Annotated in this window: 6 protein-coding genes; 5 read left to right on the top strand and 1 reads right to left on the bottom strand. The window is 65.7% G+C overall.

Going from position 1 to position 14138, the window contains the following annotated elements:
* Window positions 1–376 precede the first annotated feature (376 nt).
* A complete protein-coding gene (locus tag ACH196_RS36360) occupies window positions 377–712 on the top strand; it encodes a substrate-binding domain-containing protein (protein WP_396651694.1) in 336 nt (111 codons plus the stop codon).
* 90 nt (window positions 713–802) lie between these two features.
* Window positions 803–2146, top strand: a complete 1344-nt coding sequence (locus tag ACH196_RS36355; protein ID WP_396651693.1) for an MFS transporter — start codon at window positions 803–805, stop codon at window positions 2144–2146.
* Here the strand turns inward: ACH196_RS36355 and ACH196_RS36350 are convergent.
* Entirely contained in the window at window positions 2143–4299 is a 2157-nt protein-coding gene (locus tag ACH196_RS36350) for a hypothetical protein (protein WP_396651692.1), read from the bottom strand. The two genes, ACH196_RS36355 and ACH196_RS36350, sit on opposite strands and share 4 nt — an antisense overlap.
* A gap of 394 nt (window positions 4300–4693) precedes the next feature.
* On the opposite strand from ACH196_RS36350, the gene ACH196_RS36345 reads away from it, so the two are divergent.
* The 3 genes from ACH196_RS36345 to ACH196_RS36335 all read left to right on the top strand — a co-directional run bounded on the left by ACH196_RS36345 (window position 4694) and on the right by ACH196_RS36335 (window position 13347).
* Window positions 4694–5908 carry an MFS transporter gene (locus ACH196_RS36345; protein ID WP_396651691.1) on the top strand — a complete coding sequence of 405 codons (1215 nt, stop codon included), beginning with the start codon at window positions 4694–4696 and terminating at the stop codon, window positions 5906–5908.
* Window positions 5909–6055: 147 nt separating this feature from the next.
* A complete protein-coding gene (locus tag ACH196_RS36340; protein ID WP_396651690.1) occupies window positions 6056–12682 on the top strand; it encodes a hypothetical protein in 6627 nt (2208 codons plus the stop codon).
* 164 nt (window positions 12683–12846) lie between these two features.
* The gene (locus ACH196_RS36335) at window positions 12847–13347 is read left to right on the top strand and encodes an invasion associated locus B family protein (protein WP_396651689.1); all 501 of its coding nucleotides are present in this window, start codon (window positions 12847–12849) and stop codon (window positions 13345–13347) included.
* Window positions 13348–14138 lie beyond the last annotated feature (791 nt).

Here is a 14138-nt window from a genome sequence, read left to right as displayed (position 1 = left end):
CGCAACCCGGCTGACACAAAGGCAAATTCAGCCCGCTCACATCATCGCATGGTCACTATGGCGACGGGCACATCAAGCCGCCGCGCAGAAAACCCATCTCAAGCAAAAATTGCAACTGTAATGCTAGGAACGGACTTTGTCATGGTGTTCGTCCAAGGCAATGCAGGGACCCGCGGAGATGGTGGAGAACTGCTGCAGCGCTCTGGAATGGAGCGCGGCAGGCTTCGACGGCGACCCGGGCCTAGCTTCTGCCCAGCGAGCGTTGCTTGTTAGGCATTCACGATGGTAGACACCGTGGAAAATCGAACAGCCTCCGGAACCTTGAGAGAAGGTGGCTCCAAGGTTGCGAAGCTTCCGGCCGACTTGAGTTGAATCCGTGACCCATCGGCGCGAATCGTCCGCGACACCATTGACCACGCCACATGACACGCTCACCTTCATCGGGCGGATCCCCGCTGAGTTGCAGCACCTGACGGTCTACTCCGCCGGCATTGCGACCGAAGCCAGGCAGCCAGAAGCCGGACGGGAGCTAGTCAAATATCTGTGTTCGCCGGAGGCGCTGCCGGTGCTGGGAAAATGGGCCTCATCTCGCCCGGTAGTTGAGCCGCGCACACGCAGCACTGCGCGAACCCCGAGGTCGCGCCCCGCGGCTCCGCCTGGTGGGGCATCTGTGGCGTGGCAAGGCGCCGCCGTTGCCTTTTACCTTTTATGAAGGTTCGCTTGATTGTCTCACCGACGGCGGACGGGCCAGTGACGGCCCCTCCGAACTCCGTCGGCGCCTGATCGAGAGGCTGCGAGACACATGAGCCGGCCTGAGATCGTGGAACAGCCGAGCGGGACCCCTCAAGAAAGCGCGCCCTCCGGCAGGCCGCCGAAGGCGCGCGTTCGGCGCCGGTGGCGGCACCTCGCCGTCCTCACCGCCATGCTGGGGATGAACAATGCCGAAAGCGGCATCCTCGTCATCCTGTTCCCCGCCATCCGGGCGAGTCTCGGCCTTTCGCTGACAGACCTCGGTGTGCTCTCAGCCGGTGCCAAAGTGAGTGGAGCGCTGTTCAGCCCACTTTGGGCATGGCTCGCGCGGCGCTGGAACCGCAAGGCGGTCCTGTTCACCGCCGCCGGCCTGTGGGGCGTTTGGGGTATCGGCGCCGGCTTCGCCAACAGCTTCGCCACGCTGCTCGCTTTCTATTGCATCCTGGCTGCCGGCTATGCCGGCGCTGTACCGATCATTACCGCCATCCTCGCGGATCTGTTCGACGATGCGACGCGTGGGCGGGCTGTCGGATATCTCTATGGCGCCTTGAGCCTCATTGGCTCGGTGCTCGGTCCGGCGCTCGGGCAGCTTTCGGGCATCGAGAACGGCTGGCGGATCGGGCTCTGGACGGTAGGGGCGCTCAACATCGCGGTAGGCATCCTCGTCTTCGTGACGTTCCGGGACCCGGGTCTCGGCGCATCGGAAACAACCCTGGTCGGCCGAAACCCAAGTGCAGACGTATCGATATCCAGCGCGCTCGCCGCCCTTTTCCGGGTCCCCAGCTTCCTCATCATGCTGCTTTCGAGGCTGCTGTCCGGCCACCTCCTGCTGGTGGGTTTCGGGGTGGTGTATCTCACCGAAGTCTATCACTTCTCCAACCAGACGGCGGCGCTGGTTCTCGGGCCGTTCGGCCTCGGCTATTTCCTAGGTGCCGTCGGCGGCGCGGTGGTCGTCGATCGCATGCATAGGAGATGGCCGGGCACAGGCCGCATCCTGTTCCTTCAGGGGGCACAGTTTCTGTTCGCCGGCTTCGCTTACGTCGGCACCCAGTTCAATTGGGGCCAGATCTCCATCTTCATGGTCTTCTGGTTCCTGATGGGCCTTGCGATGGGGGCGAACCCCGGCGTCAACAGGCCGATCGTCATGGCGGTCGTTCCGCCGGCGCTGCGCACTCTCGCCTTCGCCATCCTGGTGGCGATCGTCGAATCCTTGACGTGGGCGATGTACAATCTCGGCGCCGGTTGGCTGGGAGATATCTACGGACTCAAGCCGGTGTTTCTCGGGGTGCTGGTGGGCGCGATGATTGCCAACGGGGTCGTCGTCACCCTGCTATACGGAACCTATGCGCGCGATGTCGAGGCCATGCCGGGGCGTGGCGCGCAGCGCGCCCGCTAGGCTTGCCGGGAAAGCACCGAAAGCGGCGTCGGCCACGTGATTTCCGGAGCGATGACGCTGAGCCGGCTCGCGCGCAGAACGGTCGCAGGATCGCGCTGGTCCTGAGCCAACAGGAGGCTGACGCACTCCGATTTGACCCGTGCATGCGTGCGTCGGCGCACGTCCTCGATCGCCTCGAGCCGAATGCCCGGAAGAAACTGGCCGTGATAGAGCCGCAAGGTGGCGTCAAGGGCATCCAGCCGGCGCGCCTCCGGCGCCGCCGCGTCGGCAACGGCATCGAGTGAGAGCTGCAGGTCGCGAAGATCGGTCCGCACGTGATCGGCATTGAGGCCGATATGGTCGTTCTCGTGCCGGATGCTCTTGGATCCGATGAGAAGGCGCAGCCGATAGACAGTCGTCCGCAGAGCGTGCATCGCTCTGTCTCCGTCGAGCGTCGGCCATAGCCAGTCCGCCAGCGCCTCTTGCGGAAAGTCCTGCGCCTGCGCCAGCAGATGCCACAGCAGCTCCAGCGGCTTTCGCTGCGCCTTTCCCTCCTGCGCCTCCAACCGCCGGCCGTCGACATGGATTTCAAACCCGCCCAGGCAACGAATCCGAACCGGATAAGGCCATGTCTCATGGACTACGCCATTGCGCGGCGGCACGAGCTGCCATAGCTCGATCAACCGTCGGGTTTCGGTTCCCGCCCCCAGTCCCAAGGCGTCATTGGCGAGCTCGGCGGTGACCTCGCGTTGCATTCCGGTTATCTGCCGCCAGCCCAACTGGAGTGCGATCTCGGCCACGGAGCGCCACGCGGCCGCGAAGTCCGACCGGCGCCCCTGGACATGCGCCAGCACGGTCTCCGCGAAGGCCGCCTGGATCCGGAAACTGGCGTTGTCCGTGCGTTCCGCGATCAGCCGCAAATGCTCGATATGGGCCAGGGCCTGCTCATCGCCTTTCATGGCCGTGGCCCTCGCGAGCACCATGACCTGATGCGCGGCCTGGTGCGGTCCTCCGTATCGCCCGGCGTATTCGTGCCCGTGCATCGCTTCGGCGATGGCCTTGTCCGGGTTGGATTCACACAGGGCCACCACGGCGCGCAGATAGTGGGCGCCGAGCAGATCGGCGCGTCTCCACTGCTCAGGAGCGCTCGCGACGTAGCGTGTGATGGCGGCCTCGGCCCGCCCGAAGTCGGCCGCGTCGGCATAGGCCTGCGCCACAACCCAGAATGCGTTGGAAAGCCGGTGGGCCACGCCGCGCTGCTCTGCGAAGGCGACGGCGGCGTCGGTCAGCTGCTGCACCCGGTCCAGCGCGCCTTCGCGATAGGCGAAGGACAGGGCGCCGTAATACCAGGCCATGACGGCCAAAGGCGGCATGTCGCCCCGGCGCGCGAGCACCTCCAGGGTCTCCAGATAAGGCCGTGCGGCCGTCAGGTTGCCGCGCCACCAGATCAGGTAGTTCATCAGGGCGCTGCCGAACAGAAGTTGGGACCCCGGTGTCAGCCGCGGCAGAAGTGTCTCGATCTGCGTGCGTGCGGCCTCGATTTGTGGATGCGTGGGCCAACCGAGGAGCATCGCCATGCAACGCACGAGAATCAGGCGCTGCTCTAGGGCCGCCGGCAGGCCGACGAGACCGGGCTGCACGCGATCGATCTCTTCGATGAGCGGCGGCAGCTCTCGATAGTCCGACCATTCGGAAAGCGTCGCATTGACCTCGCCGGAAAGCGCCAGCACATATTCGACGGGCGCCTCGTCCGGCGAGAGGGCGCGGCGGATTTCGGCCAGCAGATCGCGCACGGCTGCCGGCTCGTGGGGCAGGCGGGCGAACGCCGACCAGATCGCGAACAACGGCCGGTCGCGCATCTGCGGCGGCAACATGAGAATGCTGTCGCGCAGTTCCCGATTCCGGCCTGAGTAGAGCAGCGTGTTGAGCCAGTCCAACACAAGGGCGGCCTCCGCAGGCACGGTGCCTGCATCGAGCGCAAGGACCCCGGCGGAGGTGAAGTCCAGACCGGCCATGCTCGCCGCCCCCGCCCGCAGATCGGCATCTTCCACCATACCCTGTTGGTTGCCGCCGATCGCCGCAACGTCGGAGACAAGATCCACGGTCCGCGTCACGGCGCCGTTTGCCGGCCCCCCGGCCTCGTCGCGGCTATCGGGCGTCTTGAATGCGCTCATGATCGCAGACCCCCAATGGTGGGCTCGCGCACGATACGGAATTCGGCGGATGACGCCAGATGCAGGTTCCCGAATGCGCGACGACGGCAACGCCTATTCAGGCCCCACATGATACCTCCGCCTGTTCGTCCGGTCTGTCAGCGGTGAAGATCGCACGCTTCATGAGTTGAATCCGTGACAGGACGTACGACACCACTCATTTATAGTGTCTTACCTTCGAGCATGCAGCGTTCGTTCGCCAGCTTCGCAACTGCCGCTCAGGCGTAAGGGTGGGAAAACAGGAGCACTCACCGCCGAGCGCACTCGAATCGATGCCGTGGCAGGCGCCCGCGCCCGGCTTTCGGGTCGCCAACGCCGGACGGCGCCAAGACGTGCCCATTTTCGGAGACGGACCGTGAAGCTTGCCATGTTCCGCAGTCATGCCGCGTTGTTTCTGGCGGTCTTCATCGACATTTTCTCATTCGGGCTGATGTACCCGCTGATCGTCGGGCTGTTCCACACCTCGCCGCTTCTCGCAGGCACCGCGCCTGGCATGCGCGACACCCTGATGTCGCTGGCCTTCGCCCTGTTCCCCGTGGGCGCCTTCTTCGGCTGCACGTTGCTCGGCGACCTCTCCGACGCGCTGGGGCGCCGGCGCACGCTCGTCATCTGCATGGCGGGCCTGGGGCTCGGCTACTCCTTGATGTGGCTGGCGCTGGAGGTGGGGATGCTCTGGCTGTTCTTCTTCGGGCGGCTGGTGGCGGGGCTCATGTCCGGCACCGCGCCCATTGCGCAGGCCAGCATGGCGGACGCGGTTCCCGCCGGCGAACGGGGCGACGCCATGGCGCAGATCACTTTGGTGAACACGGTGGGCCTCATGGCCGGGCCGGCCATTGGCGGGTTGCTCGGCGAAGTCGACCTGCGCCTGCCGTTGGTTTTTGCGCTGGCCCTGTGTCTGCTGAATGCCGTTCTGCTGGCGCGCGCCCGGTTCGGCGAGGAGGCGCAGCGACGGGCTATCTCGTTCGACTGGCGCCAGCCCTTCCTTCTGTTCGCGCGCATCGCGGAGCGGCCGCAGGTGGTGCCGCCGCTCGCCTCGTTCTTTCTGTTCCAGATGGGGTTCCTCATCTACTACACCATCATCCTGATCGTGATGCAGCGCGAGCATGGATTCTCCACCGCCCGGCTCGGCCTGTTCGCAGTGGTCATGGGCATCGGCTTCACCTTCGGCTCCGGCGTGTTCTACAAGCTCGTCGCCTCGCGGCTTTCGGGCGAGCGCGCCGTTGCCATCTTCGGGATGGTCTCGTGTGGCGGGCTGCTCCTGTTGAGCGCCCTTCCCCTGCCGGCCTGGGGGCAGGTGGCGCTGACTTTGTTCATTTGCGTGACCAATGTGCCCGCCTTCGTCGCGCTGCTCAGCGCCCTCTCCGGCTGCGTGGAGGAGACCGAGCGCGGGTGGGCCATGGGCCTTTCCAGTGCCAGCGTCGCGCTCTGCGTGTTCGGCTCCGGCATCCTCGCCAGCCTTCTGACCGTCGTGCCGGCGAGCACGCTTCTGTTCGCGGGCGGCGTCATCGTGATCATGGGCGCGGTGCCTGCGCTACGCATTCCGGCTGCCTTGGCCGTGGCGAAAAACTGAAGGGACCAGAAGAACGCCGGGATTTTTTTGCCTGCGACGCAATCTGTGACGCATCCGTGAGCCGACCGGTGCGGGTCGTGCGTTACAACCCAGCCGTTCGAATCCGGACCGCAGCGCTGAGGACTGCCGATGCAAGTGGGGCAAAACATGATCCGACAGGGCTTCTGCGCCGCACTGCTCGGCGTCGCGATATGGCTCGCCGCTCCCCATGTCGAGGCGCAAAGCCAAGTATACTGCGAAGCGGTTAACACATTCGGCAGCCCTGCCTGCAGCCAGCTCCAGTGGATCAAGTACGGGCAGAACGGCGGCACGGACGAAAACGGCGATGCGCAGAATGGCGGTGGACTCGGCGGCGTGGCACCCCCTTCGAACTTCAATACATCGGTCGAATATGTCAACGTCAGCAACAGCGAACACCCCACTTATGGCGTCATAGTGGGAGCCATTGCCGGGAATGGCGGAACCGGGGCGTATAATGAGGGCAACGGCGGCGACGGTGGTTTCGCGGGCGGGGCGCAGTCCGTCCTCACCCTGGGCGCCGGCGTGACCGTCATTCAGACCGGCAATCCCCCGTCATCCCAATGGACCGGCGTCATCACTGGCGGCGGCGTCCTGGCGACGGCCCAGGGCGGCACCGGCGGATATGGGGGCGGCGACGACTACGTCGTCGCCGGCAATGGTGGGAGCGCCGGCGGGGCAGAAATCGATGTCACGGACGCGAATGTCTCGACGTCTGGCGACTCCCTGGCCGGGCTTGTGATCTTCTCACTGGGCGGGTTTGGCGGGACGGGCGGATGTCAGGCTGGGGAACAGATTGGGAACCCCGGCCTCTACTGCGAACCGGACGACTCGTATGGGGGCAATAATGGCGGTTATGGCGGAAGCGTCATCGGCTACGAATACCCCAACGGACAGGCCAACGAGATCTCTGTCACCGCGGCGACGCAGGCGGTCTCGATATCGACGGACGGCACCGTTTCGCCGGCCATCGCCGCCTACCTGGTGGGCGGTGCCGGCGGTCCGGGTGGAACCAACTCCGGATATGTCAGCTCCGATGATGCCGGCTACGGCGGCGCCGGCGGCGATGTCACCGGCGATCTCGACATTATTCTCAGTGGGACGACGCAAAACCCCGTCACCCTGCAGACGAACAGCGACACTTCGCCCGGGATCAGCGCGCTCAGCCTCGGCGGCGCGGGCGGCTGGGGCGGTTCGAACGGTACGCAAGTCGATACCGGTACCGGCGACGGCGGCGACGGCGGCGCGGGCGGCAGCGGCGGCTTGATCAACATCAGCCTGACCGGCACCTCGATCGTCACGGCGGGCGACTCCTCGCCCGGCATCGTCGCCCAGTCCGCGGGTGGCATCGGCAATTGGGGCGGGGTCATCTACGGCCAAGCGGACGCTAGCGGCGGCAATGGCGGGGACGGCGGCGACGGGGGTGAGGTGACGATAACGCTCGACTCAGCCTCCGGGATCAGCACACAGGGTACCGATTCTTCGGGCATCATCGCGCAGAGTCTCAGCGGCGCCGGTGGCTCTGGCGGCAGCGCGAACGGCGTCATTGTCGCCGGCGGCAATGGCGGGGACGGCGGCGACGCCGGCGATGTGACGGTTGCGAACTATGGCTCGATCAGCACGAAGGGCACGACGGCCCGCGGCATCCTGGTACAGTCGATCGCGGGCGCTGGCGGATCGGGGGGCTCCGCGTGGACCGGCTTCTACAGCAGCGGCGGCACAGGTGCGTCGAGTGGCACGGCCGGCACGGTGACCGTGCAGCACAATGGATCGATCACCACCCTCGGAGCCAACGCGCAAGGGATCCTGGCGCAGTCCATTGGTGGCTTGGGTGGCGCCGGCGGGCAGGCAGGTGGCGTCGTCGCCGCGGTCGGCGGCGACGCCACCACCAACCCTCTCACCGCCAATGGCGGCTCCGTCGATATCGGCACCAACTGGGGCTCCATCACCACGTCCGGCATTTCCGCAATCGGCCTCCTCGGACAATCGATCGGCGGCGGCGGCGGCGACGGCGGCGGCGCCGGGAGTGTCTTCGCCAGCGTCGGCGGCACAGCTGGGGCAGGCGGAGCGGGCGGGACAGTGTCCAGTTGGAGCAACTATAACACGGCCATCACCACAAACGGGGATATCTCGCCCGCCCTTGTCCTGCAGTCGATCGGCGGCGGCGGCGGCAATGCCGGCAATGCCAGCGGCGCTGCCCCCTTTGCGCAGGTCAGCATCGGCGGTAGTGGCGGCAATGGCGGCAATGGCGGTTGGGCCAGCTTCTACATCGAAAACCCGACATTTACCACCGTCGGGACGAAGTCGCCCGGCCTCGTGGTGCAGTCGATCGGCGGCGGCGGCGGCACCGGCGGCAACGCTTTCGCCGGCTCGGTCGGGGAAGGTTTCTCCGCCTCGGTGGCGGTCGGCGGCTCCGGCGGGTCGGGAGGCGCTGGCCTTCCGGCCCAGGCCCAGGTGATGGGAGGCACCATCGCGACGGGCCAGAATCCGCTGCTCGTGAGCGGCGGAACCACCAGTCAAGGTCCCTGCCCATCGCTGCCCTGCAACCTGCTTCCGGTCGACGATTACGGCGTCGTGGTCCAGAGTATCGGCGGCGGCGGTGGCCACGGCGGATCGGCGTCCGCTCAGTCTCTCGCGATGGCGGTTCCGACGCCGACCGGCGATCAGGTCGCCGTGTCCGTATCGGCAGCCTTGGGCGGGACGGGCAAAACCGGCGGCAACGGCGGGGCTGTGAACTTTGCGTTGTCGGACGGCGCCAAGATCATCACCGCTGGCCAGGGCTCGACGGCGGTCCTGGCACAAAGCATCGGTGGCGGCGGCGGCGCAGGCGGCGACTCCTCGGCGCTTGCGATGGCGGTGGGATATTTCGATACGCCCAAGGGCTCCGACTCCGTATCCGTGGAAGCGTCGTTCGCGGTGGGCGGCAATGGCGGTAGTGGCGGTACTGGTGGCGCTGTCACCATTGCGCTCGGCGGCACGCAAACCTGCACAAGCAGCGGTTGCACGACCGCGCCGGACCAATCCGGCAGCAACGCCCCAACTTCGATCACGACCTATGGCGACTTCGCCGACGGCCTCGTCGCGCAATCGATCGGTGGCGGCGGCGGCAACGCAGGGTTCGGCAGCAGCAACACCCAAGCCTACGGCACCGGCACCAACGGGTCGCTCACCGTTACGCTGGGCTCGCAAGGCGGCACTGGCGGAGCAGGCGGCAGCGTGTGGGTTGATCTGTATACCGGAAACAGCATCACGACCTGGGGCTCTGGAGCGGTCGGCTTGGTGGCGCAGTCGGTCGGCGGCGGCGGCGGAGCATCCCAGGGCGGCTCTATCGGAGTCGGCACCTCTTTCACGGTGGACGACACAAACTATTCGGTCGGAGTGAACGTCAATCTGGGCTCCACGGGCGGCAGCGGCAGCACGGGCGGCGCCGTTACGGTATCCGCAAATGCGCCAATCACGACCCATGGCGGCGACGCGACCGGCCTGCTGGCGCAGTCGATCGGTGGCGGCGGCGGGCTCGGCGGATCGGCCGGATCCGACGCGTCGGCGGACAACCCGGTAATTCAAGGAATGGATCAACGCCAGGCGCTGAGCAACTGGGGGAACTATCTCCAAGGTAAGTCGGACGGCTCGTTCGCTGCCAACTTCAACGTCTCCGTCGGAGGCAAGGGGGGGACCGGCGGCAACGGCAACTCCGTATGGATGGCACTCTATGCTCCCATCACGACGGCCGGGGATTGGGCCAATGGTGCCGTCGCCCAGAGCATCGGCGGCGGCGGCGGCAAGGGCGGCAGCGCCGCCGCGAGCGGGACGGGCGGGCTGTCCTATGTCACCGTAAACACCAATGTGGCTGTCGGCGGGAAAGGAGGGGCCGGCGGTTCCGGTGGTCCGATAACGGTCTATCTGGGCCAGGGCTACCATGACAATTCGGACTACAATACCAATATCAGCACGGCCGGATTCGGCGCTGCCGGCGTGATCGCCCAAAGTATCGGCGGCGGCGGCGGCATCGGCGCCGACGGCTCCGACAGCGCGACAGGCGTGCTCTCGGTCGGGGGCACAACCGATGGTTCGAGCGGCCCTGCCGGCGACGGCGGCACGGTCACCGTCAGCCACTACAATCCCGATTCCACCAGCATCGCCACGACCGGCGATGCGGCCGACGGCGTGATCCTGCAATCGATCGGCGGCGGCGGCGGCATGGCAGGCGCCGGCAGCAGCCTCTTTGTCGGCGATTTCCAGCAATCGGGGACACTGGCGCTCTCGGCGGGCGGCGGCGAGGGTTCCAGCGGCGACGGCGGCGCAGTCACTTTTCATCCGGACTCCAATTCCGATACCCCTATTGCCATCTCGACGGCCGGCAATAACTCCTTCGGCATCCTTGCGCAGAGCATCGGCGGCGGCGGCGGCATCGTGACAAGCCAGCCGAGCTCTTCGGCTGCCCCTATCCTGACGATCGGCGGCAATTGGGTCACCGGCGCGAGCAACAACGGCGGCACCGTCTTCGTCGGTCTGGTCAGCGAAGGCACGATTACCACGACGGGCATCGGCGCACACGGCATCGTCGCGCAATCGATCGGCGGCGGCGGTGGCGTCATCCGCCTCGTGAACTCGGACGGGGACACTCCGGCGCTGAATACGGACTTGTCCGGCCTTTCCAATACCCGAGCCAGCGGCTACGGTGGGGCCGTGAACGTCACGGAGGACGGCAGCATTAACGTCTTCGGCGCGGGCGCGGTCGGCATTCTCGCGCAAAGCATCGGCGCCGGGGGCGGGCTCGTCACCGCCGGGGACTCGATCCAAGCCGGCTCTCCCGCAAACTGGGTTGGGGGCTCCGTCGGCTCGGGTGGCACCGTTAGCGTTACAACGAATGGTCCTGTTGCGGCCACAGGCCTCAACGGCATCGGTATTTTCGCGCAAAGCACAGGCCCCACGTCAAGTGGGAATGGGCAGGTTGCCGTCACAGTCAACGGCAATGTGATCGGCGGCAGCGGCGCAGGCGCCACCTACAGCACACCAGGCAGCGCCGGCATCGTGGTGGATAGTCCGTCCGGCAGCAACAACGGCAACGGCAATCAGGTGACCGTGAACGCCGGCGGCTCCGTCAATACGGTGTCCGGCAGGGACGGCACTGTGATCCTGGCCTCGGGCGGCGGCTATGCGAACGTCACCAACGACGGCACCATCACGGGCTCGACCTATCTGGGCGGCGGCCGCTTCACCGGCAACACGCCGCAGACCGGCAGCTCGGCCGCCAGCGTCGCGGCCGGCGGCACCTTCAAGAATTACGGCACCTACCATGCCGGCGCGATGGTCGACGCCGCGCTCCTCGCCAATCGCGGCACCGTCAATATCGGCCTGCCGGGCGAGATCCGCTCGACCCATCTCACCGGCGATTTCATCCAGACCGAGAGCGGCCGGCTCGGCGTCAGCATCGACTCCCTCAACGACGCCGCAAGTCACCTCCAGGTCGACGGCGCCGCCTCCATCGACGGCGTCATCGTGCCGACGGCAATCACGCTTCTGCCCGGTTCCGTGCAGGTCGTGACCGCCGGGGATCTCGATTCGACGGCCGGCGGGCTGGATTCGCTGGTGTTTCGCTGGGATGTGGCCCAATCTGAAAACACGCTCTCGATCACGCCGCGCTCGAACTTCACGCCGGACGGCGTGTCGCTGACCGACAGCCAGGCCTCGCTAGCCAACCATTTCAGCCAGGCTTGGCAAAACGCCGACACCGCCTTCGCCAAGCGTTTCGCCAACCTGTCGCAAATCGCCGGTGCGGGGGGCTATGCGGCCGCTCTGGACGAATATTCGAGCAAGGACATCTACGCGCCGTCGCTCGCCCTGATCAATTCGGCAGGCACGATCCTCGGCGCCTCGATGAGCTGCCCGGTCTTCGTCGACCAGAAGGTGCTGCTCGAGGAAGACAACTGTCTCTGGCTCGACGTCTCCGGGCGCTGGAGCGATCAGGATGGAACCGACGATATACAGGGCTACGATGTCACGACCACCAGCTACCGCATCGGCGCCCAGCAGATGATCGCTCCCGACTGGTATCTCGGCGGCTCCTTCGCCTACGGGCAGAGCTCGGCCTCGATGGACGGCGGCTCCTCCGGCAACGGCGACACCTTCGACGGGTCCGTCGCGCTGAGGCACACGATAGGCCCATGGTTCCTCGCCGGCTCGGTTGCGCTGGCCCATGGCTCGTTCGACGTCAACCGCCAGGTCAATCTGCCGGGCTTCACCGCCCCGCTGGAGAGCGATCCCAGCGTCTTCCTGGCGGGCGCGCGGCTGCGCGCCGGCTATCAGTTCGCTTTTGACCACTGGTACGTCCGGCCTTATGGCGATCTCGACCTGATCTACACGCACCTGTCGGCGGTGGAAGAGTCGGGATCCCAGCTCTACGCGCTGGATCTGGGCAGCAGCAGCGACACCAACGTCGCGCTCTCGCTGATGGTGGAGGTCGGCGGCCGCCTCGATCTGGACGCGCAGACGACACTCAGGCCCTATGCCGCCTTCGGCGTCAGCTATCTGCCGGACAACACACGGACGGTCGACGCGCGCTTTGCCAGCGCAACCCTCGATAATGGAACCTTCACCGACTACCTCGAGTCGCCGGATCTTCTGGGCCGGATCGATCTCGGCCTGCAACTCTACAGCGGCAGTGGCTTCGAGGTGAAGGCGGGCTACACGGCCGACATCGGCGAGTCCTTCCTGAGCCAAACCGCCAGCGCTCGAGTCGGCTTCCACTTCTGATGATCTGGTCTCGGAATGTCTGGTCCGGTCGCGTCTCGACGGCATCACCAGGAGCGGATCGCTTGCCTGCGGCATCTCGATCAGGCAGTTCTTGCCGCCAGCTACAACCAGAAGGATAAACGGCTTTGCAGACGTTCAGTTCGTCAAGTGTTCGTGCGGCAGCGGTGGCGGCGGTCATGGCGCTGTTAGCGCCGGCAGCCGCTCAGGAAGCCGGCTCTGCGCTACCTGGCGGGGCTTCCTCGCTGCAGGAGACCTATCAGGACTGGAAGCTCGCCTGCCAAAGCGCGCCCCAAACAGCCTGCTCGATCTCCCAGCAGCAGACGCAGCAAAACGGACAGCGCGTGCTGGCGATCGAACTGCTCAAGGGTGCGGACGGCAGCGTCGCAGGCAACCTTTTCCTTCCCTTTGGCCTGCTGCTCGATGCTGGTGTCACGCTTCAGATCGATGACGGAAAACCGCGCGAGCCTGTGCGCTTCTCGACGTGCCTGCCCGCCGGCTGCCTCGTGCCGCTCAGCTTCGATGCCAAGACGATTGCGGCCCTGCGGACGGGTACGACCCTTAGGATCAAAGCCAAAAGCATCGACCAGAAGGAAGTGGCTTTGTCGGTTTCGCTGAAAGGTCTGGCCGCGGCGCTGGACAGGCTTAAGGTCTTGACCGGCGCCTAGCTGCACGCCCAGTTTGGCCCGGTCCCCGCAGTCGATCGGCTTCATCGAACCCTGCGACAGCACTTCCGTGCGCAAGGCGGCAAACTTGGTTCGAGCCCCTCAGGAAGATGTCGCGACTTCACGACTCCATCCCGATCCGCGCGTAAGCTTCGCGACCGAGCGTCGCTGGCGCGCATCATGTCACGCATAAGGAGCTAATTGATCGTTCGAGTTCGGATGATGGGGCATCATGAGGATTTGAGGGGGCGGTCACGTAGCGGCTTGGTGAGTGTCGGCCTTTCTGGTGTCGCTGGCCTTGCCGGGCTACCAACCTTGGAAGGTCTTGCGCAGCGTGCCGTCGAGGGTTTGCGTGCGCGTTTGCAGGAGCAGGTGAGCACCCCGTGAGGATGTGTTGCAACGTTTCGATTACCGGCGCTATAGCAAGTCCCCTTCGACATTTTCGGAGGATTAGATGTTCAAGGGCCGCCAGTTCGATAAGTCAGTGATCCAGCTGCGCGCGCAAGGGTTGCCTATCCCGGCCGGAGCGTCAGGGTCTCTGATTGGGATCGTAAGCGAAATTCAAGCTGACACGATTTCGGACCAGCGCACAAAATGATGTATATCGGTCATGATACGCGCGTAGGCCGTTAGGAGCGCGGGAAGATGCGGCGATGAGCGCTTGGGCCTAAGTGTCCGTCCGGGGACTTTGTGAGCGGGCAGAATCGGTTGTCGGATTTTGAGTTTCTGGTTTTGGATCGGTTGTGATTCCTTGTTCGGCATGATTCGAGAAGGAATGCGCCGATGTGGACCGC

The organism is Mesorhizobium sp. IMUNJ 23232 (assembly GCF_044326205.1).
Classification (GTDB): Bacteria; Pseudomonadota; Alphaproteobacteria; order Rhizobiales; family Rhizobiaceae; genus Kumtagia.
This window is presented reverse-complemented; position numbering and strand designations above follow the sequence as displayed.

Bases quoted from the DNA above. Each gene is read 5' to 3' on its own strand.
- ACH196_RS36355 (WP_396651693.1), top strand. From the start codon at position 803: ATGAGCCGGCCTGAGATCGTGGAACAGCCGAGCGGGACCCCTCAAGAA.
- ACH196_RS36350 (WP_396651692.1), bottom strand. From the start codon at position 4,299: ATGAGCGCATTCAAGACGCCCGATAGCCGCGACGAGGCCGGGGGGCCG.
- ACH196_RS36340 (WP_396651690.1), top strand. From the start codon at position 6,056: ATGATCCGACAGGGCTTCTGCGCCGCACTGCTCGGCGTCGCGATATGG.